22 protein-coding genes are annotated in these 25,391 nt (G+C 40.6%); 11 read left to right on the plus strand and 11 right to left on the minus strand.

Features of this window, described 5'->3' with window-relative positions; genetic code table 11:
- Positions 1 to 68: 68 nt before the first annotated feature.
- Positions 69 to 2,864 (plus strand): GH92 family glycosyl hydrolase, encoded by a 2,796-nt coding sequence (locus ABGT15_RS14000; protein ID WP_367232079.1) that lies wholly within the window; start codon positions 69 to 71, stop codon positions 2,862 to 2,864.
- 54 nt (positions 2,865 to 2,918) lie between these two features.
- Here the strand turns inward: ABGT15_RS14000 and ABGT15_RS14005 are convergent, their stop codons facing one another.
- Both ABGT15_RS14005 and ABGT15_RS14010 read right to left on the minus strand, forming a co-directional pair.
- The gene (locus tag ABGT15_RS14005) at positions 2,919 to 3,893 is read right to left on the minus strand and encodes a TerC/Alx family metal homeostasis membrane protein (protein ID WP_367232080.1); all 975 of its coding nucleotides are present in this window, start codon (positions 3,891 to 3,893) and stop codon (positions 2,919 to 2,921) included.
- A 203-nt stretch (positions 3,894 to 4,096) separates the two neighbouring features.
- Positions 4,097 to 5,092: an NAD(P)H-dependent glycerol-3-phosphate dehydrogenase gene (locus tag ABGT15_RS14010; RefSeq protein WP_367232081.1), complete on the minus strand. Its 996-nt coding sequence runs from the start codon at positions 5,090 to 5,092 to the stop codon at positions 4,097 to 4,099.
- A gap of 148 nt (positions 5,093 to 5,240) precedes the next feature.
- On the opposite strand from ABGT15_RS14010, the gene ABGT15_RS14015 reads away from it, so the two are divergent.
- Together ABGT15_RS14015 and ABGT15_RS14020 are read left to right on the plus strand one after the other, a co-directional pair.
- A complete protein-coding gene (locus ABGT15_RS14015) occupies positions 5,241 to 6,128 on the plus strand; it encodes a nicotinic acid mononucleotide adenyltransferase (RefSeq protein ID WP_367232082.1) in 888 nt (295 codons plus the stop codon).
- Positions 6,129 to 6,254: 126 nt separating this feature from the next.
- A complete protein-coding gene (locus ABGT15_RS14020) occupies positions 6,255 to 7,799 on the plus strand; it encodes a T9SS type A sorting domain-containing protein (RefSeq protein WP_367232083.1) in 1,545 nt (514 codons plus the stop codon).
- A 27-nt stretch (positions 7,800 to 7,826) separates the two neighbouring features.
- Here the strand turns inward: ABGT15_RS14020 and ABGT15_RS14025 are convergent, their stop codons facing one another.
- From ABGT15_RS14025 to ABGT15_RS14050, 6 genes are all read right to left on the minus strand, one after another.
- Positions 7,827 to 8,993 (minus strand): iron-containing alcohol dehydrogenase, encoded by a 1,167-nt coding sequence (locus tag ABGT15_RS14025; protein ID WP_367232084.1) that lies wholly within the window; start codon positions 8,991 to 8,993, stop codon positions 7,827 to 7,829.
- Between the two features lie 72 nt (positions 8,994 to 9,065).
- Positions 9,066 to 9,647 (minus strand): nicotinate (nicotinamide) nucleotide adenylyltransferase, encoded by a 582-nt coding sequence (gene nadD, locus ABGT15_RS14030; RefSeq protein ID WP_367232085.1) that lies wholly within the window; start codon positions 9,645 to 9,647, stop codon positions 9,066 to 9,068.
- 48 nt (positions 9,648 to 9,695) lie between these two features.
- Complete coding sequence (gene gmk, locus ABGT15_RS14035; RefSeq protein WP_367232086.1) at positions 9,696 to 10,268, minus strand: guanylate kinase; 573 nt, start codon at positions 10,266 to 10,268, stop codon at positions 9,696 to 9,698.
- A 73-nt stretch (positions 10,269 to 10,341) separates the two neighbouring features.
- A complete protein-coding gene (locus tag ABGT15_RS14040) occupies positions 10,342 to 11,202 on the minus strand; it encodes a YicC/YloC family endoribonuclease (RefSeq protein WP_367232087.1) in 861 nt (286 codons plus the stop codon).
- A 45-nt stretch (positions 11,203 to 11,247) separates the two neighbouring features.
- Positions 11,248 to 12,174, minus strand: coding sequence for a DMT family transporter (locus ABGT15_RS14045; protein ID WP_367232088.1), 927 nt, complete (start codon positions 12,172 to 12,174; stop codon positions 11,248 to 11,250).
- Positions 12,174 to 12,524 (minus strand): arsenate reductase family protein, encoded by a 351-nt coding sequence (locus tag ABGT15_RS14050; protein WP_367232089.1) that lies wholly within the window; start codon positions 12,522 to 12,524, stop codon positions 12,174 to 12,176. Before ABGT15_RS14050 ends, ABGT15_RS14045 begins: the two co-directional genes overlap by 1 nt.
- A 121-nt stretch (positions 12,525 to 12,645) precedes the next feature.
- Between ABGT15_RS14050 and ABGT15_RS14055 the strand changes: the two genes are divergently transcribed.
- The 3 genes from ABGT15_RS14055 to ABGT15_RS14065 are packed head-to-tail and all read left to right on the plus strand — an operon-like array spanning position 12,646 to position 14,742.
- On the plus strand, positions 12,646 to 13,083 hold the full coding sequence (locus ABGT15_RS14055; RefSeq protein ID WP_367232090.1) for an acyl-CoA thioesterase: 438 nt from the start codon (positions 12,646 to 12,648) through the stop codon (positions 13,081 to 13,083).
- Positions 13,084 to 13,099: 16 nt separating this feature from the next.
- Entirely contained in the window at positions 13,100 to 13,555 is a 456-nt protein-coding gene (locus tag ABGT15_RS14060) for a DinB family protein (protein WP_367232091.1), read from the plus strand.
- A 41-nt stretch (positions 13,556 to 13,596) separates the two neighbouring features.
- Positions 13,597 to 14,742: a cystathionine gamma-synthase gene (locus ABGT15_RS14065; RefSeq protein ID WP_367232092.1), complete on the plus strand. Its 1,146-nt coding sequence runs from the start codon at positions 13,597 to 13,599 to the stop codon at positions 14,740 to 14,742.
- Between the two features lie 50 nt (positions 14,743 to 14,792).
- Here the strand turns inward: ABGT15_RS14065 and ABGT15_RS14070 are convergent, their stop codons facing one another.
- Positions 14,793 to 15,575, minus strand: coding sequence for a THC0290_0291 family protein (locus ABGT15_RS14070; protein WP_367232093.1), 783 nt, complete (start codon positions 15,573 to 15,575; stop codon positions 14,793 to 14,795).
- 202 nt (positions 15,576 to 15,777) lie between these two features.
- On the opposite strand from ABGT15_RS14070, the gene ABGT15_RS14075 reads away from it, so the two are divergent.
- Together ABGT15_RS14075 and recO are read left to right on the plus strand one after the other, a co-directional pair.
- A complete protein-coding gene (locus ABGT15_RS14075) occupies positions 15,778 to 18,066 on the plus strand; it encodes a two-component regulator propeller domain-containing protein (RefSeq protein WP_367232094.1) in 2,289 nt (762 codons plus the stop codon).
- Between the two features lie 104 nt (positions 18,067 to 18,170).
- The gene (gene recO, locus ABGT15_RS14080) at positions 18,171 to 18,884 is read left to right on the plus strand and encodes a DNA repair protein RecO (RefSeq protein WP_367232095.1); all 714 of its coding nucleotides are present in this window, start codon (positions 18,171 to 18,173) and stop codon (positions 18,882 to 18,884) included.
- Between the two features lie 58 nt (positions 18,885 to 18,942).
- On the opposite strand, the gene ABGT15_RS14085 is transcribed toward recO, so the two are convergent.
- Positions 18,943 to 20,394, minus strand: coding sequence for a hypothetical protein (locus ABGT15_RS14085; protein WP_367232096.1), 1,452 nt, complete (start codon positions 20,392 to 20,394; stop codon positions 18,943 to 18,945).
- Positions 20,395 to 20,609: 215 nt separating this feature from the next.
- Here ABGT15_RS14085 and ileS point away from each other — a divergent pair, with 215 nt between their 5' ends.
- The 3 genes from ileS to ABGT15_RS14100 all read left to right on the plus strand — a co-directional run bounded on the left by ileS (position 20,610) and on the right by ABGT15_RS14100 (position 25,135).
- Positions 20,610 to 24,068 (plus strand): isoleucine--tRNA ligase, encoded by a 3,459-nt coding sequence (ileS, locus tag ABGT15_RS14090; RefSeq protein ID WP_367232097.1) that lies wholly within the window; start codon positions 20,610 to 20,612, stop codon positions 24,066 to 24,068.
- A gap of 7 nt (positions 24,069 to 24,075) precedes the next feature.
- Entirely contained in the window at positions 24,076 to 24,456 is a 381-nt protein-coding gene (locus tag ABGT15_RS14095) for a TraR/DksA family transcriptional regulator (RefSeq protein WP_237790972.1), read from the plus strand.
- 85 nt (positions 24,457 to 24,541) lie between these two features.
- Positions 24,542 to 25,135: a lipoprotein signal peptidase gene (locus tag ABGT15_RS14100; protein WP_367232098.1), complete on the plus strand. Its 594-nt coding sequence runs from the start codon at positions 24,542 to 24,544 to the stop codon at positions 25,133 to 25,135.
- A gap of 49 nt (positions 25,136 to 25,184) precedes the next feature.
- On the opposite strand, the gene ABGT15_RS14105 is transcribed toward ABGT15_RS14100, so the two are convergent.
- Positions 25,185 to 25,376, minus strand: a complete 192-nt coding sequence (locus tag ABGT15_RS14105) for a hypothetical protein (RefSeq protein ID WP_367232100.1) — start codon at positions 25,374 to 25,376, stop codon at positions 25,185 to 25,187.
- Between the last annotated feature and the right edge of the window lie 15 nt (positions 25,377 to 25,391).

Here is a 25,391-nt window from a genome sequence, read left to right on the forward strand (position 1 = left end):
ACAAAATCGATGTATAGTGTTCCTGAAATATTCTTTATTTTAGAGAAAAATTTTCAGTAGAACGTTTTATGAAAAAAACTGCCTTTCTTTTTATAGCCGCTTTAGTTACAGCGACCGGCTTTTCTCAAAATCACAATTTTGCACAATATGTCAATCCGTTTGTCGGAACGGGCGGACACGGACATACCTTTCCAGGTGCTACAGTCCCTTTCGGAATGGTACAACTCTCACCCGATACCCGAATTGACGGCAGTTGGGATGGCTGTGGCGGATACCATTATTCTGACAGCATAATCTATGGTTTTTCCCATACCCATTTAAACGGGGTAGGTGTTTCCGATTATGGGGATATTATGCTGATGCCGACTATGGGCGAACCTTCTTTTGATAACAAGACCTATTCTTCGATATTTTCCCATCAACATGAAAAAGCGTCGGCAGGTTATTACAGTGTGAAGTTAGATAAACACAATATAGATGTTCGATTGACGGCTTCAACCAGAGTTGGTTTTCACGAATACACCTTCAACGAAGCGGGTCAGGCGAATGTTATTTTAGATTTGAACCACCGCGATAAGTTATTACAAGGCGATGTGCGTATTGTCAACAGCCGCACCATAGAAATTTTGCGCAGAAGTGAAGCTTGGGCACGCGACCAGTATGTTTTCGCCCGTATCGAATTCAACCAGCCGATGACAATCAACAAAGTGAAAGCCAACGGTAAGAATGAGGCGAATTTCTATTCCGGTACTGAAGTAGCCTTGAGTTTTTCCAAACCGGTTGCAAAAGGAGAGAAAATCTGGGTGAAAGTGGCCTTGTCACCAACCGGATATGAAGGTGCAGCTTTGAATCTTACAGAAATCAAGCACTGGGATTTTGAGCGCACGATAAAAGATGCCGCAGTACTTTGGAATCTGGAACTGTCCAAAATTCAGGTGGAATCGAATGATCAAGACAAGTTGGCGATTTTCTACACTGCTTTGTATCATACCATGATGCAACCCAACATTGCTGAAGATTTAGACGGTAAATACCGCGGTCGCGACAACCAAATTCATGTCGCTGATACTTTCGATTATTATACGGTATTTTCACTTTGGGATACCTTCAGGGGTGCCCATCCGTTGTATACACTAATCGATAAGAAACGAACCGCAGACTATATCAATACTTTTATAAAGCAATATGAGCAAGGTGGAAGATTACCGGTTTGGGAACTGGCCTCCAATGAAACCGATTGTATGATTGGTTACCATTCCGTTTCAGTCATAGCCGATGCGATGGTAAAAGGTATTAAAGGGTTCGATTACGAAAAAGCTTTTGAAGCGGCTAAACACTCGGCCATGCTGGATCATTTAGGGTTGGAAGCCTATAAAAAGAACGGTTTTATTTCCATCGATGACGAACACGAAAGCGTTTCCAAAACTCTGGAATATGCTTACGATGATTGGTGTATTGCCCAAATGGCTAAATTACTCAACAAAAAAGATGATTTTGAATACTTTATGAGGCGTTCCCAAAGTTGGAGAAATGTATTTGATTCGCAAACGGGCTTTATGCGTCCGAAGAAAAACGGCGGTTGGGACAGTCCTTTCGAGCCGCGCGAAGTGAACAACAACTTTACGGAAGGGAATTCCTGGCAATATTCCTTCTTTGTGCCGCAGGACATTCCGGGTTTAATCGCGGTACACGGCGGGAAGGAAAAATTTGAAGCCAAGTTGGATGAATTGTTTTCTGCACCTTCAGAAACAACAGGTCGTGATCAAGCGGACATTACAGGATTAATTGGACAATATGCTCACGGAAATGAGCCGAGCCACCACATGGTCTATCTGTACAATTACGTAGGGAAACCTGAAAAAACGAAGAAAAAAGTAACTTATATTTTAAATGAGTTTTATAAAAACACGCCAGACGGCCTGATCGGGAATGAAGATTGTGGACAGATGAGTGCCTGGTATGTATTGAATTCGTTGGGAATTTATTCGGTAACGCCGGGACAGATTGGCTGGAATGCCGGTCAACCTTATTTTAATGAAGCCCGACTTAGATTGGAAAATCAGGGTGAAATTATACTTAGCAAGGAAACCTCAGCTTTAGAATTGGAGAATTTAGGGTTTAAAAAGCCTGAAAATGCATCTATTGGAGATTTGTTCACAACCCTGATACCGGTGCCTGCCATTCAAGCTGAAAGCAAAGCCTTTAAAAAGGAGTTGGAAGTATCGTTAATTGCTGCTCCAGGCACAAAAGCGTTCTATTCTTTTGAGCAAGATAAAAAGTTTAAAAAATACACAAAGCCTTTTACCATCAAAAAATCTTCCACAGTTTATGCTTACAGTGCTGATGAAATGGGTAAAAGAAGTAATGTGGTTGCAGCTTCTTATTTTAAAAAAGCTAACGACTGGAGTATCAATATAGCATCGCGCTATTCAACACAGTACCACGCTGGAGGTCCCGAAGGTCTGATCGATGGGATTTTAGGTAACGAAAACTGGCGCAAAGGCGATTGGCAAGGCTATCAAGGACAGGATTTTGTGGCGGTCATCGATTTGAAAAAAGAAACTAAAATTAATGAAATCTCTGGTCGTTTTCTGCAGGATACCCGTGCCTGGATTGTTATGCCGGCAAAAGTGGAGTATTATATTTCAACAGATAACGTGAATTTTGAATTAGCCGGATCGGTTTCCAATACTGTTGCTGCGGATGATTACAAAGAGCAAATCAAAGCTTTTACGTTGGAAATTAAAGCAATACAGGCCCGTTATGTAAAAGTGAAAGCGTATAACTTCGGGAAATTGCCCGACTGGCATCAGGGAGCCGGTGGCGATGCTTATATTTTTACGGATGAGATTCTTATTAAATAAAAAAGAAAGGACGGTTCTATAACCGCCCTTTCTTTTTTATTAAGATGTTTGAGATTAATCTTTAACCGGAAACAATAGAGATGCGGCCACAGAAAGCATTAAAACACTACCTACAATCATCAATGAGACTGGTGATGTGATGTGGTAAAAAGGCGCAATCAGCATCTTGATGCCGATAAAAGCCAAAATAAGCGCTAATCCATACTTTAAACGGCTGAACATATGCATGAAGTTCGCCAACAAGAAATAAAGTGCTCTAAGGCCTAAAATGGCGAAAATATTGGAGGTGTATAAAATGAACGGGTCGTTAGGTGCTATGGCAAAAATGGCAGGGATACTGTCAACTGCAAAAATTAAGTCGGTAAACTCAATAACGGCAACCACAACCAAGAGTGGTGTGGCCATTTTTACACCGTTTTCTACCGTAAAGAATTTGTCACCGTCATAATTTTCACTTACTTTGAAGAAACGGTGTACCAATTGGGCGCCCGGACTTTTGGTGAAATCTTTATCCCCTTCATCCGATTCTGAAAACCAGGATTTGACACCGGCAAAAATCAGGAAAATACCAAAAATGGAAAGAATGATGTTGATTTTAACCAGATGGCCAAATACATCCATTTGCGGCAAATACGTCATGTTAATCAGTTCCACGCCGGTAAAGATGAAAATTGCCCTGAAAACCAAGGCTCCAATAATTCCCCAGAATAGTACTTTGTGATGTAGTTCCCTTTGGACGTTGAAAAATCCGAAAACTAATATAAAAACGAAGAGGTTGTCCACCGAAAGGGCTTTCTCAATCCAGTATGCAGATTGGAATTGGGCAAATTTCTCGACTCCCATGTAATAGTAAATAACAGCACTGAAGCCCATAGCCAACGATATCCATAAGGTGGACCACATTAAAGCTTCTCGGTTGCTGATGGCATGTTGGTTTTTTTTGAAAACACCTAAGTCCAAGAGCAGCATTGCTAAGATTACAATTGTAAAGACCGTTAAAATTCCGGGGTGATTGATTAAGTTATCCATTTGGCATTTTTGATTTATTTCGGCTAAGGTAAACGTTATTTTTTTCTCCAAGGGAAAAGCCTGTCATCCCTTTGTTGGTAAGGGTTGATAAAAATGATTTTTTTAAAGCAATTGCATTGTGAAATGCGTAAAGGCTTTGTGATTCAAGACTTTAGACGTTTGTGGGGCTTGTTGTCTTCTGAAACGCACCGACTGAAAAAAAATTAATCTAATTTTTCAGTAAGTTTTTTGAATACTTGTTTAGGCTCTTTCCCTTCGTACAGGATAGTATAAACTGCATCGATGATTGGGGTTTTTGCTTTGTAGGTTTCGTTGAGTTTATGGGCGCTTTTGGTGGCATAATACCCTTCAGCGACCATACTCATTTCCATTTGTGCCGATTTTACCGTATAGCCTTTTCCAATCATGTTTCCAAACATTCGGTTTCTCGAGAAGATCGAGTAGCCGGTTACAAGTAAGTCTCCCAAGTAAGCAGAATCGTTAATATTACGTTTCATTTTGTGCACCTTCTTGATGTATTTTTTCATCTCGCGGATGGCATTGCTCATTAGTAGCGCCTGAAAGTTATCACCATAACCCAAACCGTGTGCAATCCCTGCTGCTATCGAATAAATGTTTTTCAGCATGGCGGCATATTCCGTTCCGATGATGTCGTCGGAGGTTTTGGTTTTAATGTAGTGGCTGTTCAGGTTTTGGGCCATGATTTTGGCTTTTTCGTCATCGCCACAGGCAATGGTTAAATACGAAAGACGCTCTAAGGCCACTTCTTCAGCATGACAAGGGCCGGTAATCACGCCGATGTTGTCATAAGGAATATCATAGGTTTTATGAAAATGTTCCCCAACAATCATGCTGGTTTCCGGAACGATTCCTTTGATAGCAGAAAAAATGACTTTTCCTTCCAAACTTACAGTGAGCTTTTCCAGCTCGTCACTCAAAAAAGCTGAGGGAATGGCAAAGATCACATAATCAGCATAAGCTACCGCTTCGTTAATGTCGTAGGTCAGTTTTAATTTTTTGGTATCAAACTCAACCGAACTCAGGTAATTTGGGTTGTGTTTGTTGATTTTAATGTGCTCGATAGCATAAGTGTTTCGCATGTACCAGGCGATTTCGGAAAGGTTTACGCAAAGCATTTTAGCAATGGCTGTTGCCCAGCTTCCGCCGCCGATTACCGCAAATTTCGGAGTGTCACTCATCTTGATTTACAAATTTGTAATCCCAAAAGTACTCAAAATTGGCGAATTGAAAAATTTTGTCCCGGAGTTCTTTAAAGTATTGCTGGTTTTAAAGCAAGATTGGCACGCTAATTGAAACAGATTTGAGGAACCCGAAAATAAGAATGATATGAAAACGATAAAATTACTTTTTGCAGCGGTTATACTGCCTTTTTTGCTCACTTCTTGTGTGGTGGACGAGCACTACCATAACGATTATGTGGATAATGGCATCACGCTCCCGGAACTCATGGAACGCTACGAGCTTTGGTATGTGGACTATAATGCCACAACCGGAACAGGGGATGTGCCTTTTCTAACCAGAGCCTTTACTATTTCCCTTTTAGATGGTACCTTGTACGCTAACAATAATGTGGCTTATATCGGTACAACCGGAAATGGCTTTGGTATCGACATTGGATATTATGATTATTCTCCGACGACCATTCGTTTCTACCATGATGTTTATGGTTTTTATGAAACCGAAGTGGTGCAAATCAGTAGCAACCGAATCAAACTGATTGACCATAATCATAACGTAACCTATTATTTAACCGGTTATCAGCGTAACAATTTTGATTATGACGGTTTGTTTTACGATAATATCACCTATTTCCTTCAGGAATATACCGCTTGGGAAAAAGTATATACCAGCAATGCCGGTGCCTTGAATGATTTCGATAATGAGCATTTTGTACAGTTTTTATCCAGTGGCAATCAGTTTCGCTCCTCTCAAGATGCTCCGGGAACCCCAGTGAATTCGATCTATTGGGATTTTACCGGATTGTATGGTGTGTACAATGTGCCGGGTAATGCCTATCAGAAAACTTTAACATTAGATTATGATTTCTGGGGCAATGAATCGTTTGTGCTGACCGTTATTAATGACAACAGAATACGATTGTTTCATCAGGCTTCGGGAACGACTTACGAATTTCAAGGCAGAGGATTTATCCAATTTATGAAACAAGGAGGGAAGGAAAGAGTTAAAAAAACAGATACCACAATAGTAAAGTAAAAGAGAAGTTAGGTTAGGATTAGTTAATATTTTTTGTTTTTGGTGAGGAAGGCGCTCGAGAAATTAATTTTCGGAGCGCCTTTCGTTTTTTGCTATTTTTGTCTGGTTTTAAGAATTTTGCAATATATGTTTCGGATCGTTAAGGGATTAATACTTTTGTTTTTTTCAGGGATACTGTACAGTCAGTCTCCCGATATTTCGTATCCGACACCCACTGTTTTTGTTGTGAATCAAACGATTGCACCGTTGTATCCTTTAAATAACGGTGGAGTAATACCCAATGAGCCTCAGGTAACCACTCTGGCAGGTTCCGGAACTATTGGGAGTACCGATGCAATAGGAACATTAGCCAGTTTTAATTATCCGACGGTGGTAACATTTAACCAACAAAATGACCTGGTAATTGTGGACCGCAGCAATCATAAAATCCGAAAGGTTGCCATCGATGGCGCAGTGACTACTCTTGCCGGAACCGGAGCGATAGGAACGGCCAATGGCGATGTAGCTTCGGCAACATTTCGTTATCCGGATGGTGCTATAGTCGATTCACAAGGCAATATTTTTATAACGGATCAGAGTAATCATCTAATTCGAAAAATCACACCGGCGGGAGTTGTGTCAACATTTGCTGGGTCAACAGCTGGTTTTCTTGATGGATCAGGGTTGTCCGCCAAGTTTTATTATCCGGCTGCCATGACCATTGATGCGCAGGATAATCTATATATTGCTGATTGGAACAATCATAAAATCCGAAAAATAACCCCCGATGGTACGGTAACCACTTATGCGGGAAGTACTTCGGGTTATCTGGATGGAAACGCAGCTACTGCTAAATTTAACGGGCCAACAGGTTTAGGTATAGACAGTTCGGGCAATCTTTATGTTGCCGATTACAGTAACAATCGTATCCGGAAAATTGACACTTTGGGACAAGTAACCACGGTTGCGGGAAGTGGGACAGCTGGATTGGCTGATGGGAATGGAAGTTCAGCTTCTTTTAACCATCCGGCGGTAGTGGCCGTCACTTCAGAGGCTATTTTATATGTTACCGATGAAGGCAATCATAAAATCCGAAGAATAAGCCCTTTGGGAGAAGTGACTACTTTTGCCGGAACCGGAATTATAGGCGCTGCAGATGGAAATGCCAGTACATCCTCATTTAAAAATCCTACGGGTATTGCTATAGCCTCCGATAATGCTCTTTATATCGCCGATTATGGTAATCACAAAATCCGTAAAATCAAAACCTATGGTTATACGATAATCCCCGATTTACCAGATGGATTAAGTTTTAATACGGTGACGGGTGAAATTTCCGGAGCACCTACTGTAGCAACGCCTCCAGCAACCTATACTGTAACCGCAACCAATTCCTATGGGAGCAGTTCGTTTGTTTTGAGCCTAGAAGTATCGGACAACCTGACAACAGCAGATTGGAATGCCAATAAATTTACGATCTATCCGAATCCCATTAAAGACAAATTCACTATTTCGGGCTTAAAGGAAGAGGTGTCTGTGAGTATTTGGACGCTATGGGGGCAAAAGATAAAAACATTTAAAATAATGACTTCTAATGGCGTAATAGACTCGTCTTCACTTCCAAAAGGAGTTTACGTTTGCCGTATCACTACTGTTTCGGGTATTCAGGAGCGTATGATTTTAAAAGAATAAAAAACGCCCCAGAAGGAGCGTTTTGTTTTAGTAACTTAATTCGACGATTTCCCGAACCTTTTCCGGTGTGATGTTTTGTTTTTCGCCCATGGCTAACCAGCCTCGTTCTTTAAAACGTTTTACGATGAAATCAGCCGTGTTTTCATAATTGGTCGTGTTTTCGGAAAGTTTGGTCAGCATGCCCATTTTGTGGAAAAAATCAACTGTTTTTTCAATCGCTTTTTCGGCTTTTTCTTCTGTTGAATTCCCTTGGATATTGAAAACGCGTTCGCCGTATTGTGCCAGTTTTTCTTTTTTGGTTTCAAACATTATACGATACAAGTTGGGTCCGATGATGGCCAGTGTTCTTGCGTGGTCAATTTCATATAAGGCCGTCAGTTCATGGCCAATCATGTGAGTCGCCCAATCGGTCGGAACGCCTTTTTGAATTAATCCGTTTAAGGCCATAGTCGCGCACCACATATAATTCGACGCCAATTTGTAATCGGTTGGGTTTTCGGCTACGCCGGGTCCGATTTCCGCTAAGGTTTGCAAAATGCTTTCCGCTATTCTGTCCTGAAGCAAGGCATCGGTCGGATAGGTTAAATATTGTTCCATAACGTGCGTAAAAGCGTCCACGATTCCGTTTTGAATTTGTCTTTTGGGTAGCGATTCAATCACCGTTGGGTCGCAAATGGAAAATTTCGGAAACAAAGCACTGCCCCCGAACGATAATTTTTCCTGTGTTTGATCTATTGTAATTACGGCTCCCGAATTCATTTCAGAACCTGTAGCCGGTAAAGTTAACACCGTTCCGAAAGGGATAACTTGTGTTACGTCTTTAATTAAAAGGCGTTTGTGTAAAATATCCATAGGATTGCCGTCAAATTTTACGGCTGCCGAGATGAATTTTACGCCATCGATTACGCTTCCACCACCAACGGCTAAAATAAAACCGATGTTTTCTTTGCGGATGATTGCTACCGCTTTCATCAGTGTTTCATAGCGCGGATTGGGTTCGATACCACCGAATTCGATAATTTCAGAAGTAGGAAGTGCTGCTTTTACTTGGTCGTACACCCCATTTTTAAAAATGCTGCCGCCACCGTAAGCCAATAAGATTTTGGTGTTTTTTGGAACTAAATCGGTTAGTTTGGACGTTTGACCTTTGCCAAAAACGTAATTGGTAGGATTGTATAATTCGAAGTTTAACATAGCTTAAAATTTTAGAAGCCTAAAGTTACTGAAGATTCCATCAATGACTTTTAAAACTTTGTTAATTGAATGCTACTTTCTGTAAAACAAATTATGATCAATATAAGCCCAAACTTTTTCCGGTACCATTGGTCGAATGTTTTTGCCGTTTTTCAAGCTTTCACGGATAAAAGTCGAAGACAATTCCAGAATTGGGGCTCCTACCCGGTGGATTTTCGGATGGTTGATGAATTGTGCGTCGATTTCACCGAACGCAGCTCTTGGATACACGTAAATATTATGATTTTGTAAAATCACTTCATAGTTTTTCCATTTGTGCAGTGAATTCAGGTTGTCTTCCCCCATGATTAAGGAAAACTCATTTTTGGGGAACTTTTCCTGAAGATGTACCAGCGTATTTACCGTGTAATTAGGCTGGGGAAGTTTGAATTCGATATCGGAAGCCTTGATTTTCGGATAGTCTTCCGTGGCCAAATGGACCATGTGCAAACGGTGGTAGTCGTCCAACAAGGAGGTTTTTTGTTTGTGCGGATTGTGCGGCGTGACCACCATCCAAATCTGATCCAAATCGGAATGTTCCGCCATATGGTTAGCAATAATCAGGTGGCCGATGTGAATTGGGTTGAAGGTGCCAAAGTAAAGTCCGATTTTCATCTTTTTTGAGCTATAAGCCAATAGCTATATGCTTTTAGCTTGATTCGTTTATTTGTTCACGAAATTTTTAACCAACTGATACGCTTCCTCTTTTGCGGTATCTAAATCGTAATTTTTAATGATCGTATCAAACTGCGGAGCTGTCGCCAATTCCACATGGGCTTTGGCAATGCGCATGTTAATTTTGTCTTCGCTTTCCGTAGAACGTTCTTTTAGGCGACGTTTTAATTCGTCCACACTTGGCGGCTTTACGAAAACGGCTAAGGTTTCTTCCGGAAATTTCGATTTAATACGCAAACCGCCAGCCACATCAATGTCGAAAATCACGTTTTTGCCAAGTGACCAAATACGTTCTACTTCGCTTTTTAAGGTGCCGTAGAAATTATCGCGGTATACTTCTTCCCATTCCACGAAATCTTCGTGTTTAATGTGTTGTTTGAAGTCTTCAATCGACATGAAATAGTAATCTTTTCCGCTTACTTCTTCCCCGCGGGGCGAACGTGTGGCGGCTGAAATCGAAAATTCCAGGTTCAAATCTTCTTTACCTAATAAATGACGAACTATAGTGGTTTTTCCCGAACCGGAAGGTGCCGAGAATACGATTAATTTACCTTTGCTCATGATTTTAGCTTTTAGCTTTCAGCGGTTGGCTTTCAGCTTTATTGTGTTGTGTTATGTGTAAAGTGGTATTAGCTTATAAAACGTTCAAAACCTGTTCTTTGATTTTTTCCAGTTCGTCTTTCATCTGAACGACCAATTTCTGCATGCCGGCATGATTGGATTTGGAACCCATCGTATTGATTTCACGACCCATTTCCTGAGTGATGAATCCTAGTTTTCTACCGTTGGCTTCACTTCCGGATAAGGTTTCAAGGAAATAATCCAAATGGTTGGTTAAACGCACTTTTTCTTCGGTAATGTCTAACTTCTCCAAATAATAAATCAGTTCTTGTTCGAAACGGTTTTCATCAACATTCACTTTTAATTCATCAATAGCTGTTTGGAGTTTGTTTTTGATGTTTTCGATACGTTCCGGATCCAACAACAGCGCCTGATTCATGAACGATCGAATGTTGGCAATACGCAATTGAAACTCTTTTTCCAGCGATGCGCCTTCGTCATTTCTAAAGGTGTTGATGTTGGTAAGGGCTTCGTTGATTACCGTTAAAATCTGTTTCCATTCGTTTTCGTCGATTTCGTCACGCTCGGTTTTTAAAGCATCGGGCATGCGAACGGCCATTTTCATCAGTTCGGTTTCATCTGCCGTAGGCAAAATTGCGCGCATTTGTGAAATATAGGCTTTTACAATCGGGGCATTTACTTTCGTAGAGGTTTCTTCACCGGTCACTTCGATGTACAAAGAGAAGTCTACTTTTCCGCGCTCCAGACTTTGTGAAATCTGATTGCGCAGTCCCAATTCCATTTCGCGGTATACCGAGGGCATGCGAACATTCAGGTCAAGGCCTTTACTGTTTAAAGATTTTACTTCTACTGTAATTTTTTTGGTAGCCAACTGAAGGGTTGCCTTGCCAAAACCGGTCATCGATTGTATCATACGTTTTTCAAATAGACTTCAAAGATAAAGAAAAGTGTTCAGTATTTAATGTTGACTGGGGTCGGTGGCTTTTAAAGAGTCGTTTATCGCTCCCGATTTCTTTTGGATTACCAGATAAACCCCTGCGAAAATCAAAGCCGCTGAACCTATTTTTACCCAGCTCAACTCGTCTTTTCCAAGTCCGATGGCGAAAACCGTCGCGAAAAAAGGCTGCAGGTAAATGAAAACAGCTACAGTTGTTGGCTTGAGTTCTTTCATGGAAAGCAAATTCAGCAAATAGGTTAAAAACGTAGAAACAATTACGACAAATCCAATTTTCCAGAAAATGTTTAGGGGTACGCCTGACCAATCCACTGCCTGAAATTCCTTCCAGCCAAAAGGGATTACCATTAGAAAGCCAAAAAGATAAATCCACTTCACAAAGGAAAAAGCGTTGTATTTGTCCATCAGTTTCTTAACCAATATCAGGTAAAAGCCATACGATACGGCATTGACAAAAACCAGTAAATTTCCCAAACTCGCATTCGGTGCGTTTACCATTGATTTTCCGTATAAAATAAGGGTTACAGTTCCGGCCAATCCCAAAAGAATGCCCATAACTTTTTTGTTTTCCATGCGCTCTTTCATGATGATGGCAGACAAAATCAACACGATCATTGGAGTGGTTACCATCAAAACGGCTCCCATAATGGGTGAAGTATAGCTCAACCCTTTGAAAAAAGTAAGCATGTTAAAGGCTACCCCAAAGAATGCGGCCGCTAAAATTCGCGGAAAGTCTTTCTTTTCCACTTTTTCGGTTTTCACAAACAAAGCTGCCAGCCAAAATAAAAGAGTGGAGCCGCCCACACGAAGGAAAATGAACCCAAAAGCATCGATGTGTTTTGGCATTACGTCTTTAGCAATGGTAAACGTTACTCCGTAAATGATGGCGACCATCCAGGCGGCAATCAGGGCGTAAGTACGTGCCTTCATCAGCTTAAAACGGCTATTACTTCATTAATGTTTTTCTGGCTGTTTCCGATAAAGATTTTACCGTCGATAATAAAGACCGGTCGGCTCAGGAAGGTGTAATGTTCCAAAATGTATTTTTTAAAATCGGCTTCTGTTAGGTTTTTGTTTTTCAGATCCATCGCCTTGTACAATTGTGCTTTTTTGCTGAAAAGCGCTTCGTAACTGCCTGAAAGCTGGTGCATTTCCTCCAGTTGTTCGGGCGTAATCGGATCCTGACGAATGTCCTGAAAAGTCAAACGGTTGGAGTTGGGTAACGCTTTGATTATTTTTCGACACGTATCACACGAAGCCAGATAATATATTTTGTCCATAATATTTTTATTTCAAATTGATATGCAAAAATAGGCTTTTCGTTAAAATAGATTTAATTTAATTGCTGTGGGAATCTTCAAGCGGATAATTCTCTTTATTTTTGAGTAAATTTTAGACAAGATGAGTGTTTTTACGAAGGCGATTTCTATTCGCTGGTCGGACTTGGATCCAAATTTTCACATGCGTCACAGTGCTTATTATGATTTTGGGGCACAACACCGTATCGAGGTTTTAGAATCGCATGGCCTGACGTTGAAAGTGATGCAACAGCAGCATTTCGGGCCGGTTTTATTTCGCGAAGAATGTGTATTCCGAAGAGAAATTCATTTGGGCGATGCCATTACCATCAGTACCAAAATCGGAAAAATGAAAGCCGATGCTTCCCGCTGGACCATTGTACACGAATTGTCGAATGGCGAAGGGGAATTGTGTGCGGTAATCAGTGTTGACGGTGCCTGGATTGATACCAAATTGCGAAAATTAGCCAGCCCGACTCCGGAAATTGCAATGGAAGTAATGCACGCTTTTCCGAAGACGGAAGATTTTATTCTACTATAAAACAAAACGAAAAACTATGCAATCTACATTTGACATTACCTTATCCAGCAGGAACATTCTGCTGAAGTTTCTTGAAAACTATTCCTTAGAACAATTGAATACAATACCGGAAGGCTACAATAACAACTTGATTTGGAATATTGGTCATATTGTGGTGGTACAACAGATGTTGGTGTACAATCTGTCTGGTCTACCGATGATGGTTGCTCCGGAAATGGTGGAACAATACAAAAGAGGAACCAGGCCGGAAATTCCTGTTACACAAGAAGAAGTGGAGCAAATGAAAAAGCTGCTTTACGCGACTTTGGAGCAAACCAAAAAAGATTTTTCAGACGAAATTTTTAAAGAATATACTGCTTTTACTACCATGTCTGGTTTTCATATCCGAAATGCTCAGGAAGCGATGGAATTCAACAATTATCACGAAGGCGTGCATACGGGCATTATGATGCGTATTAGCAAGTTTTTATAATCCTGAAATAAGCCGTATTTTTACCCTCTAAAACAGATCATATGAAATTCAATACAAAAGTAATACATGGTGGACAACATCATGAAAAAATAACGGGAGCGGTGATGCCTCCAGTTTTTCAGACATCTACATTTGCTCAAGTGTCTCCAGGGCAACCTGTAGGTGAGTACGAATACAGCCGTGCAGCGAATCCAACCCGTCAGGCTTTGGAAGATGCTTTGGCTTCCATTGAAAACGGAGCGCGTGGTTTAGCTTTTGCTTCTGGTTTGGCTGCAACGGATTGTTTGTTGCGAATGTTCAAAGCCGGTGATGAAATCATTGCAATGGATGATTTGTATGGCGGAACCTATCGTTTGTTCACGCGTTTGTACAAAGACAGTGGAATTAAATTCCATTTTGTGGATATGAACGATTTGGAAGGTTTTCAGAAGTTAATCAATGAAAATACGAAATTGGTGTGGGTAGAAACGCCAACAAATCCGTTAATGAAATTGGCCGATATTGCTGAAATTGCCAAAATCACTAAAAAACACAATATTTTATTTGCCGTGGATAATACGTTTGCGACACCTTATTTGCAAAAACCTTTGGATTTAGGAGCAGATATTGTAATGCATTCTGCTACGAAATATTTAGGCGGACACAGCGACGTTATTGCCGGAGCTTTAGTAATTAAAGATAAAGTTTTGGGTGATGAATTGCACTTTAAACAATTTGCAACCGGCGGAACTTTGGGGCCAATGGACAGCTTCTTAGTGTTGAGAGGTATCAAAACGCTTCACTTGCGTGTCCAGCGTCATTGTGAAAACGGTGTAAAAGTGGCGGAGTTCTTGAAAAACCATCCGAAAGTGGATAAAGTATACTATCCGGGCTTGGAAAATCATCCCTTTCATGAAATTGCTAAAAAGCAAATGCTAGGTGGTTTTGGCGGAATGGTGACTTTTACTTTCAAATCAGGCGCTAAAGAAGATGCTATTAAGTTTTTGGAAAAAGTTAAGGTGTTTACCTTGGCAGAATCCTTAGGCGGTGTGGAATCTTTGGCCAACCATCCGGCCTTGATGACACATGCGTCGATTCCGGAAGACAAACGTAAAGAAATCGGAATTACGGATGATTTAGTGCGTTTGAGTGTAGGAGTGGAAGATGCGGAAGATATACTGGCAGATTTGCAGCAAGCATTAGCATAAAAAGAAAAACCCGAGCATTGCTCGGGTTTTTTTATGTTTTTTGATTTGTATTAATCTAGGTAATAGATGTATCCGAAATTTAACCAAACCAACCAGTCGTTCGCTTTGTTTTCAGTGTAAATAGCTGGGTCCGGATTTAAACCTTCTACCCAGTTGGAGAAATAATACTGCCAACGTAAATCGATCATCAAGTCGGATAACTCAGTTAATTTGTATCGGGTTCCTACACTGGCCACAACAGACCAAGTACTTCCACTGTCATTGGAAACACCACCAACATATTTTGTAGGTAAAACACCAGGTTCGTCTAAACGACCAAGCGTTGACCAGTTTTCAGGTGTAAAATAAGAATAATGTGCCCCCAAACTTACAAACGGACCAAAAGCGCCATCTGTTGCGGTGAAATCACGAATACTCAATGGGAAATATTCCAGCTGCATACCTAAATCGGTTACACTGGCCGTTCCGCGCATTGCTCTTAATTGTTGCGCCATTACAGAATTTTTCTTAGGATCAACCCATTCACCAAAGTGTTGTAATTCTGTTTTGTTGTACGAAAGCTCGGAGCGCAACTTAAAGTGGTCGTTAAAATACGTTTCCGGTGTATAACAGTTACATTCTGCACGGTATGAAAAGTTAAGATAGTGAATCAAACCTATTCCGTAACCGGTGTTACCTGTGTTGGTTTTAACGTCGTATCGTACACCGTAATCGGACATAAACATTACCGGGCCGGCGATAGCACCGACTTCATGTGAGAAACCAAACTGAGCTCTCGTTAGACTGCTACTCCCGATAAGGGCAAATAGAAGTATTAGGATTTTTTTGGGCATTTTTACTCTTTTTAGGTCAATTCCCGACAAATATATAAAAACATCACACACTTAAAAAAAAAAAAGAAAAAAATACGTGTTATAAAAAAATTAATTTTGAAGACTTTAGAGAATCACAGTTGTGTAAAAACATCTTACAAAATACAAAAACCGAAATATTTGCGTTTTAATTTATATTTGTAAAAAAACAACGGGCGCACTAATGAAAAAACAACTAGCCTTTTTTCTGATACTTTTATTTGGGGTTCACGGTTTTGCACAACAGAATCAGCTGTGGAAAAGTTACCTTTCCTATAATAACATTAAGGATCTTTCTCCATCATCTGAAAGGTTTTTTGCGGCTGCGGAAAATGCTCTTTTTTCAAAACATCTGATTACAGGTGAGCTTAAAACCACGACTTCGATAGAAGATTTCAAAGCGGAAACAATAACGGCCATTCATCATAGTGAAGCGTTTAACAAGACTTTAGTTGGTAATAGTAATGGTTTGTTGCTTGTCGTGAATCAGAATGACGGCTCAGTATTAAGCGTGATTGATATTGTGAACAAACCTACGATTCCGCAAAACAGAAAAAAAATTAACGATATTTATGAATATGAAGGGAAGGTGTACCTGTCCTGTGATTTTGGGATTAGTGTTTTTGATTTGAGTATCAATCAATTCGGGGATACATTTTTTATTGGCCCTGCCGGTGAAGAAGTGGCTGTGCTGCAAACGACTGTTTTTAACAATTATATTTATGCGGTAACCCAATGGAACGGTATTCGAAGAGCAGAAGTGACGAATCCTAACCTTGTTGATTTTTCACAATGGACTCTTTTTGATTCGGGATCTTGGAACGGTATCGAAACGTTTTCCAGTAAATTGGTGGCTTCTAATACTAACAATGGAATATACAGGCATAACGGAACCTCTTTCGAATTACTTCTGAATGTAGGACAGGTAAATCTTGATTTTGAAGCCTACAACAATCGTCTGATTGCGACTTCCGCAAACCATGTGTATGTGCTGGATGAAAATTTTATAACACGGGCTCATATTACGCAAATACCGGAAATAGCTTCTGCTTTTACTTGTGCTACAGCTATTGACGATAAAGTTTTTGTGGGTACATCAGACAAAGGACTGCATGAGACTACAGTGTCGAACAGTACGACTTTTATTGATATTACGCCAGACGGTCCCTACCGGAATAATATTTTCAGTATTAAAAAAAGTGATAATTTTTTATGGGCAGTATACGGGGATTATTCCAAGGCCTATGACCCTTTTCCTCTGGATGAATTTGAAATTTCAAAATACTCCGGACAGCAAGGGTGGACTTCTCTTCCGTATGCCAATCTTTTTGGAGCAAAGTCTCTTTCCCGGGTAATTTTAAATCCGAAGAAAAGCGATGAAGTTTTCGTGAGTTCGTTTTATTCCGGACTTTTAAAGGTGGAAAAAAATGAAACAATAACCCTATACGACAATACAAACACCGGAAGTAACGGCTTGGAATTTATGAGTCCGACAATCGGAGGAATAAGGGTTAACGGCCCCGCGTTTGATAAAAACGGAAATCTTTGGATGACTAATAGCAGGGTTGAAGATGTTATAAAAGTAATGAAAGCAGACGGGAACTGGCAGTCTTATACCTTTGAAAACATCACGACCAATCCGGTGGCCGACAGCTATGCTTCCATGGTTGTAGATAAGAACAATACGAAATGGATATCCTCTTATCGTAACGGAGTAATTGCCTTTAATGAGAATTCCGGAAACAAATACATTGTCATAAAAGAAGGGGAAGGCAATGGTAATTTGCCCAATAATGATGTTCGATGTTTGGCTATTGATAATAAAAACCAGCTTTGGATCGGAACGTTTGACGGATTGCGAGTTATTCCGAGTGTAGATCGGTTTTTGTCCGAAGACAGTCTGGAATCCAATTCCATTATTATCTTAGAAGAAGGTTTGGCTCAGGAGTTGTTTTTTCAACAGAGTATTTGGGATATCGCCGTGGACGGTTCCAATCGAAAATGGGTGGCTATAGCCGAGGCAGGTGCTTTTTTGATTTCGCCCAATGGTCAGGAAACCGTTTATCATTTTACGATGGAAAATTCGCCGTTGCCGAGTAATAACATTAACGATATTGAAATTGATGGGGTAACCGGTGAGGTTTTCTTTGCTACCGATAAAGGAATGGTTTCTTTTAAAGGGATTTCCACCAAACCTGCCGATGATTTAAGTCAGGTTTTTGTGTATCCGAATCCGGTGCGTCCGGGTTATGAAGGCACGGTTAAAATTAGTGGTTTGATTGATAATGCAAATATCAAAATTACTGATATTGAGGGAAATTTAGTGTATGAAACTACTTCGGAAGGCGGAACGATTGAATGGGATACCACAGCGTTTGGCAAACATAAAGTAGCTTCCGGGGTTTACATGATTTTTATTGCTTCAGAGGATGGAGCCGAAACCAAAGTCAAAAAAGTCATGATTGTCCGTTAAGTGATTGTCCGGTTATTAGGTTTCTTTATCTTAAAAAAGATTTAAAGAGTTGTAGGATACATGAATTAGTTGACTTTTGGAATTTAGTTTTTAGAATTTATCAGATGCTGGTCAAAACCAAAGCTATTGTTTTAAGCGCCATAAAATATCAGGAAAAATCGCTGATTGTTAAATGCTTCACGGAATCTGACGGGTTGAAATCTTATTTTGTGCCGAGTGCGTTCTCGTCTAAAAAATCGAATCAGAAAATCGCGTACTTTCAGCCCTTGTCGCTTTTGGAAATCGAGGCCAATCACAAAAATAAAGGAACTTTGGAGCATTTTAAAGAAGTTCGTCTGGCAGTTCCCTATCATTCCATTACTGTGGATGTGGTGAAAAGCACTATCGTTATTTTTTTATCGGAAGTATTGCACCACAGCATCCGTGAAGAAGAAAAAAATCAGGAGCTGTTCACCTTTTTGGAAACAGCTTTGCTTTGGTTGGACAATCACGAAGAGACCGCTAATTTTCACCTGATTTTATTATTGGAAACCACCAAATTTTTAGGATTTTATCCCGATGTTTCCGAAAGTGATCAGCCTTTTTTTGAACTGAACGAAGGTGTTTTTTCGCCGTTTCACGCGATCAGTTGTCTTTCGGAGCAGGATACTTTTCTGTTTAAGAAACTGCTTCAACTGAAATTCGATTCGGAGCAGAAAATTTTTGCCGGAACCGAGCGTCAAATTCTCCTGAAAATCCTCTTGAATTATTACGCCATTCACCTTGAAGGGTTTAAAAAACCGAAATCTTTAGATGTGCTCAAAGAAGTGTTTTCTTAAGTGTTTTTAAAAGAAAAAGCGCCATGTGGAAACATGACGCTTATAATTAGCCGCGGCTTTACTTTAAGGTTTTCTGTATGAAGCGCAGCACATGTTCTTTGTCCTTCATGCGGTTGATATCGGCTCTTGATTTGCCTTGACTGTTTTGAAGGTAAGCATCAAACACATGACTGATATAAAGCGGGGATTTTGGGTTTCCGGATGAAAAACTCACCGCATTATGGCACGAGAAACAATTGGTCAGATTTGAAGCGTTGATGTTGGAAATGTTGTTTTCAAACGTTTGTGTGTAAGTTTCCATGGTGATGTTCGCATTGTTTAATGAACCACGCGCACTAGATCCCGGAGTGGCATTCCCGATATTAAACCCTAAGTTGACTACTGTCTGTGCTTGTTGTTGCGGTGTCATTCCGTCGGTATTGATCCAGATGGAGCCGTTATAGAAATAATTGTTCCACACATCATCCAGTTTTGCAGCCACGCATTCATTTATGGCTTTTATGTTGTCAAAGTTTTCAGGTTCCATTTGACAGGTTTGCATGTATTGGCCGCCAGAGGTTTTCGGAACTCCGAATTGAAATAAATCATAAGCTTTAAGCGGTTGTTTCGGGCCGGTATTTTTTACCCAGGTAATGCCGTCAAGACCGGTAGTTGTGCCTTTGCTGTAAAGCAATTTGTCGTCATTCGAAGTAGCCTGATTTGTTTTCCAATCGTAAACCGGAGCCAAATCGTTGTGCTGGAAGGTAGCCCAGATAAATTCAGGGTGGTTAATCACTACCCCAACCACATGCATGCCTAGTAAAGCCATTCTTTTCTTCTGAAACGTTTTACCGTCAGGGCTTACAGCGGCGTCTGTAATGAAAAAATTCTTTTGTTTCTCTGCGCGGATGGTGTTGGCGTCCACCCAGGAAACTTTTAGTTCCAAGGATCCAACCGGAAAGGTTTTAAGATTGTTTGCGCTCAGTGTTCCACTGTTTAGGCTGTCTTTGAACGTTTTAGCCGCTTTGATCATGATGTCATTGGAATGTATGGAGTAATATACCGTAAAATCTTTAGCAATTTGATTGGTGCCTCCGTAAATGGGATTGACTTTTAAAATGCCATTTGAACCGGCTTGTTCCGTGTCGGTAAGCACAATGGATGCGCCCGGTTGTGGGGTTACTGGAATCATAGCGTCGGAAACCTGCGTCAGTTCGTTCAGGAATAATGGTTTTTGGTTGGACTGCGGTTTGGTAAGCCATAAGAATTTTTGCCACGACCACTGGTGGAAAATTTCGTTGGTGGTGGAAGTGGTATCGAAAGGACTTCCTTTGCCTTCTTCTGGAGCAGGTGTTTGCGAATGTGGAAACCATGATGCCTTGCAGCCACTGCCATCACTCTTGTTGTATGCTGTGGATGTTTCTTTTTTGTCGCTTTCTTTTTCGGCTTCTTTTTTGCAGGAAAAAAGAAGGATAAGTGCCAAACAGCCGTAAAAAAAGCTCTTGGTGTTTGCAGGTGAAAAATTACTCATGTTGTCGGTTTTAGAATTTAAGTCAAAATTGCTAATCCGAAATCAAACTACAGTAGGTGAAAATACCTGTTTTTTAAATTGCGGTTCGTTATTGATTCAAACCGTTTGTTTATTAAAGGAATAGAGGTAAAGTAGGATGCGCAATTTATGTTAGTATTAACGTAGAATTGGTCAAAATTTAGTACTTTCGCGCATTGATTTTAGAAAACGACAAAATGAGCACAAAATTCACTGAATACAAAGGACTTGATTTGCCAACCGTGGCTTCTGAAGTGCTTGATTTCTGGAAAAAGCAAAACATCTTCGAGCAAAGTGTAACGTCCCGTGAGGGCGCGACCCCGTATGTGTTTTTTGAAGGCCCACCTTCAGCAAACGGCTTACCGGGTATTCACCACGTGATGGCACGTGCGATTAAAGATATTTTCTGTCGTTATAAAACTCAAAAAGGCTATCAGGTAAAACGTAAAGCGGGTTGGGATACCCATGGATTGCCTGTGGAATTGGGTACCGAAAAAGAATTGGGGATCACCAAGGAAGACATCGGCAAAACCATTTCCGTAACCGAATACAACGAAGCGTGTAAACGAACCGTGATGCGTTATACCGATGTATGGAACGACCTGACCGAAAAAATGGGGTATTGGGTGGATATGGAAGATCCCTATGTGACCTACAAATCCAAATACATGGAGTCGGTTTGGTGGTTGCTGAAACAGATTTACAATAAAGATTTATTATACAAGGGCTATACGATTCAGCCGTATTCGCCAAAAGCAGGAACCGGGTTGTCTTCACACGAAGTAAACCAGCCGGGTTCGTACCGCGACGTGACCGATACAACCATCGTAGCGCAGTTTAAAGTTTTGGATAACCAAAGAAAACTGACCTTTGCTAAGTTTTACGATTATATCACGACCAATAATTTAAAACAATACAAGTTTGAAACGTTGGAGTTGGATGAGATTCATTTCTTGGCTTGGACGACAACGCCTTGGACATTACCAAGTAATACCGCTTTAACGGTTGGCCCAAGAATTGAATATGTTTTGGTGAAAACGTTTAACCAATACACTTTCCAGCCAATCAATATCATTTTAGCGAAAAACTTGGTTGGGAAGCAATTATCGAAAAATTATTTTGAAACAAGCGATTGTGCTGATTTTGAGAATTTCAAAGAAGGCGATAAAAAAATCCCTTTCGAAATCTTAGCCGAATGTAAAGGAGAAGATTTGGTTGGCATTCAATACGAACAGTTGTTGCCATATACCTTACCGTATCAGCATCCTGAAAATGCGTTCCGTGTAATTTCCGGAGATTTCGTAACTACGGAAGACGGTACCGGTATCGTACACACTGCGCCGACTTTTGGAGCCGATGATGCCAAAGTAGCCAAAGAAGCTACACCGGAAGTGCCGCCAATGTTAGTGTTAGATGAAAACGGAAACCCAGTGCCCTTAGTGGATTTACAGGGGCGTTTTGTGTCGCAGATGGGTGATATGGCCGGTAAATATGTTAAAAACGAATATTACAGCGAAGGAGAAGCGCCAGAGAAATCGGTAGATGTGGAAATCGCGATTCGTTTAAAAGAGGAAAATAAAGCCTTTAAGGTTGAAAAATACGTTCACAGTTATCCGCATTGTTGGAGAACGGACAAGCCGATTTTGTACTATCCGTTGGATTCTTGGTTCATCAAGATCACGGAAGTGAAAGACCGTATGTTTGACCTGAACGAAACCATCAATTGGAAGCCGAAAGCTACCGGAGAAGGGCGTTTCGGAAACTGGCTGAAAAATGCCAACGACTGGAACCTGTCGCGATCCAGATACTGGGGAATCCCATTGCCGCTATGGAGAACTGATGAAGGGACAGAAACGGTTTGTATCGGTTCTGTGGAAGAATTGTACAACGAAATCGAAAGAGCAATCGCAGCAGGTTTCATGAGCGAAAATCCGTTTAAAGGTTTCGTGATCGGAAACATGGACGAATCGAATTACGATTTAGTGGATTTACACAAAAATGTAGTTGATAATATTGTTCTAGTATCGGCTTCCGGAAAACCAATGAAGCGCGAAACCGATTTGATTGATGTTTGGTTTGATTCGGGCGCGATGCCGTATGCACAATGGCATTATCCGTTCGAGAATAAAGACTTAATCGACGGTCATAAATCTTTTCCAGCTGATTTTATCGCGGAAGGAGTCGATCAAACGCGTGGTTGGTTCTATACGTTGCACGCCATCGGAACGTTGGTTTTCGATCAGGTAGCGTATAAAAACGTAGTATCGAACGGTTTGGTTTTGGATAAAAACGGGCAGAAAATGTCCAAACGCCTTGGTAATGCCGTGGATCCGTTTACCACTTTAGCGGAGTATGGTCCGGATGCGACCCGTTGGTACATGATTGCCAATGCGAACCCGTGGGACAACTTGAAATTTGACATTGAAGGCGTGGCCGAAGTAAGACGAAAATTCTTCGGTACATTATATAATACGTATTCGTTCTTTGCGTTATACGCAAATATTGACGGATTCAAATATGGTGAAGCGGAAATTCCGTTAAACGAAAGACCGGAAATCGACCGTTGGATTCTGTCCGAATTGCATACGCTAATTCAAACGGTTGATGAAGCGTATGCGGAGTACGAACCTACGAAAGCCGCCAGAGCCATTTCCGATTTCGTACAGGAGAATTTAAGCAACTGGTACGTGCGTTTGTGCCGCAGAAGATTCTGGAAAGGGGAGTACGGAACCGACAAGATTGCGGCCTATCAGACGTTGTATACGTGTCTGGAAACCGTAGCGAAATTATCGGCACCGATTGCTCCGTTCTTCATGGATCGTCTGTACAAAGATCTCAATGCCGCGACAAATAAGGAAAACTTCGAAAGTATACACTTAGCGAAATTCCCACAATTTGTTAACAATTTTGTTGATAAGTCGCTGGAAAGCAAAATGTTGAAAGCACAGACGGTTTCGTCCTTAGTATTGTCACTTCGTAAGAAAGAGATGATAAAGGTGCGTCAACCGCTGCAAAAGGTTATGATTCCTGTGCTTGACGCTGTTCAGCGTGCCGAAATCGAAGCTGTTTCCGACCTGATTAAAGCCGAGGTAAACGTAAAAGAAGTAGAGTTGTTAGATGACGCTTCCGGCGTATTGGTAAAACAAATCAAACCGAATTTTAAAACCTTGGGACCCCGCTTCGGTAAAGACATGGGATTGATTTCCAAAGAGATACAAAATTTCGATCAAGAGGAAATAAATAAATTAGAAAGAGATGGCGAAATAAGTGTTGTTATTTCAGGAAATAGTGTTACTTTAACCACTGAAGATGTAGAGATTTCTTCACAGGATATTGAAGGATGGTTGGTAGCGAATTCCGGAGGAATAACAGTAGCTTTAGACATCACGATAAACGATGCTTTACGCAAAGAAGGTATCGCCCGCGAATTGGTCAACCGAATTCAGAATATCCGCAAAGATTCAGGTTTTGAAGTGACGGACAAGATTAAAGTGACAATGCAAAGAGACGGTATTATTCAAGAAGCCGTAAACGATAACGAAGCATACATTAAATCGGAAACCTTAACGGAAGAACTTGTTTTTACAGAACGTATCGAAAATGGTACGGAAATTGAGTTTGACGACCTAAAAACAAGAATATTAATTTCAAAATGAGGGAATTATGGTAGATGAACAAATAAGATATTCCGACGCGGATTTAGCGGAATTCAAAGAATTGATTCAGAAGAAACTGGAAAAAGCCAAAAATGATTTGGATTTAATAAAAAGTGCTTACCTAAACGACTTGAATAACGGTACCGACGACACGTCACCAACATTCAAAGCATTCGAAGAAGGAAGTGAGACAATGTCTAAAGAAGCCAACTCGCAGCTTGCCATTCGTCAGGAGAAATTCATCCGTGACTTGAAAAATGCCTTGATCCGTATCGAGAATAAGACCTATGGAATCTGTAAAGTAACAGGTAAACTTATCAATAAAGAAAGATTGAAACTGGTTCCTCATGCCACTATGAGCATCGAAGCCAAGAACCTGCAACGTTAATCTTTTCAGAAATTTACTGAACGCTCCGTAAGGAGCGTTTTTTATTTTACATAAATAGTTTACTTTTGTTTTCAAATTGAGCAAAATGTCGTTAAAAAGAGCCTATTTCCTGGTAATCCTGATTCTGGTAATCGACCAGATTTCTAAAATATACATCAAAACGAATTTCGAACTCGACGAGGAAGTATTCGTGTTCGATTGGTTTCGTATCCATTTCATCGAGAATTCTGGGATGGCTTGGGGTGCCGAAATTCCGGGAGCCTTTGGAAAATTACTGTTAACGAGTTTCCGTATTGTGGCGGTGGGCGGTATTGCCTATTGGTTGTGGGATGCCGCAAGAAAGCAATCTTCAAATTTTCTTATTGTTGCGGTCGCCTTAATTTTGGCTGGAGCCGTAGGAAATATTCTGGATTCGGTATTTTACGGAAGGATTTTTAACGACAGTTACGGACAAGTGGCAACCTTATTCAGTAATGAGCCTTACGGACAATGGTTTCACGGAAAAGTCGTCGATATGTTTTATTTCCCGATTTGGGAAGGGAATTTGCCAAGCTGGTTGCCTATCTGGGGCGGAAAACACTTTACGTTTTTCAATGCGATTTTTAACGTAGCCGATGTAGCCATTTCCACAGGCGTGGGCATTTTGATCGTATTCAATAAAAAGGCTTTTGCAAAATAAGCTGTAATAAATACTAATAAAAAAGACTGCTGAAAAGCAGTCTTTTTTATTATCTGTTGTGTCCCGGAGCATGACGTCGGGCACTTTTATCACCGTGAATTTTTTTAGCTTGCCCAGGAGGAAGTCTTTTTTTCTTTACGACCACCGTTTTATGATGATGGTGTACACATTCACTAAAACTTACCAGTATCGTAAGGGAAAATAATCCCAGCATTAATCGTTTAAAAAGCATATTTTTCATAAAAATGGGGTTTTT

Source organism: Flavobacterium enshiense (assembly GCF_040750275.1).
Classification (GTDB): Bacteria; Bacteroidota; Bacteroidia; order Flavobacteriales; family Flavobacteriaceae; genus Flavobacterium; species Flavobacterium enshiense_B.

What these genes read in the sequence shown, in the direction of transcription:
- ABGT15_RS14105 (WP_367232100.1), bottom strand. Translation starts at nt 25,376, where the DNA reads ATGAAAAATATGCTTTTTAAACGATTAATGCTGGGATTATTTTCCCTT.
- ABGT15_RS14100 (WP_367232098.1), top strand. Translation starts at nt 24,542, where the DNA reads ATGTCGTTAAAAAGAGCCTATTTCCTGGTAATCCTGATTCTGGTAATC.
- ABGT15_RS14015 (WP_367232082.1), top strand. Translation starts at nt 5,241, where the DNA reads ATGAAAACGATAAAATTACTTTTTGCAGCGGTTATACTGCCTTTTTTG.
- gmk (WP_367232086.1), bottom strand. Translation starts at nt 10,268, where the DNA reads ATGAGCAAAGGTAAATTAATCGTATTCTCGGCACCTTCCGGTTCGGGA.
- recO (WP_367232095.1), top strand. Translation starts at nt 18,171, where the DNA reads ATGCTGGTCAAAACCAAAGCTATTGTTTTAAGCGCCATAAAATATCAG.
- ABGT15_RS14065 (WP_367232092.1), top strand. Translation starts at nt 13,597, where the DNA reads ATGAAATTCAATACAAAAGTAATACATGGTGGACAACATCATGAAAAA.
- ABGT15_RS14085 (WP_367232096.1), bottom strand. Translation starts at nt 20,394, where the DNA reads ATGAGTAATTTTTCACCTGCAAACACCAAGAGCTTTTTTTACGGCTGT.
- ABGT15_RS14010 (WP_367232081.1), bottom strand. Translation starts at nt 5,092, where the DNA reads ATGAGTGACACTCCGAAATTTGCGGTAATCGGCGGCGGAAGCTGGGCA.
- ABGT15_RS14020 (WP_367232083.1), top strand. Translation starts at nt 6,255, where the DNA reads ATGTTTCGGATCGTTAAGGGATTAATACTTTTGTTTTTTTCAGGGATA.
- ABGT15_RS14025 (WP_367232084.1), bottom strand. Translation starts at nt 8,993, where the DNA reads ATGTTAAACTTCGAATTATACAATCCTACCAATTACGTTTTTGGCAAA.
- ABGT15_RS14075 (WP_367232094.1), top strand. Translation starts at nt 15,778, where the DNA reads ATGAAAAAACAACTAGCCTTTTTTCTGATACTTTTATTTGGGGTTCAC.
- ileS (WP_367232097.1), top strand. Translation starts at nt 20,610, where the DNA reads ATGAGCACAAAATTCACTGAATACAAAGGACTTGATTTGCCAACCGTG.
- ABGT15_RS14040 (WP_367232087.1), bottom strand. Translation starts at nt 11,202, where the DNA reads ATGATACAATCGATGACCGGTTTTGGCAAGGCAACCCTTCAGTTGGCT.
- ABGT15_RS14060 (WP_367232091.1), top strand. Translation starts at nt 13,100, where the DNA reads ATGCAATCTACATTTGACATTACCTTATCCAGCAGGAACATTCTGCTG.
- ABGT15_RS14000 (WP_367232079.1), top strand. Translation starts at nt 69, where the DNA reads ATGAAAAAAACTGCCTTTCTTTTTATAGCCGCTTTAGTTACAGCGACC.
- ABGT15_RS14095 (WP_237790972.1), top strand. Translation starts at nt 24,076, where the DNA reads ATGGTAGATGAACAAATAAGATATTCCGACGCGGATTTAGCGGAATTC.
- ABGT15_RS14005 (WP_367232080.1), bottom strand. Translation starts at nt 3,893, where the DNA reads ATGGATAACTTAATCAATCACCCCGGAATTTTAACGGTCTTTACAATT.
- ABGT15_RS14055 (WP_367232090.1), top strand. Translation starts at nt 12,646, where the DNA reads ATGAGTGTTTTTACGAAGGCGATTTCTATTCGCTGGTCGGACTTGGAT.
- ABGT15_RS14045 (WP_367232088.1), bottom strand. Translation starts at nt 12,174, where the DNA reads ATGAAGGCACGTACTTACGCCCTGATTGCCGCCTGGATGGTCGCCATC.
- ABGT15_RS14070 (WP_367232093.1), bottom strand. Translation starts at nt 15,575, where the DNA reads ATGCCCAAAAAAATCCTAATACTTCTATTTGCCCTTATCGGGAGTAGC.
- ABGT15_RS14050 (WP_367232089.1), bottom strand. Translation starts at nt 12,524, where the DNA reads ATGGACAAAATATATTATCTGGCTTCGTGTGATACGTGTCGAAAAATA.
- nadD (WP_367232085.1), bottom strand. Translation starts at nt 9,647, where the DNA reads ATGAAAATCGGACTTTACTTTGGCACCTTCAACCCAATTCACATCGGC.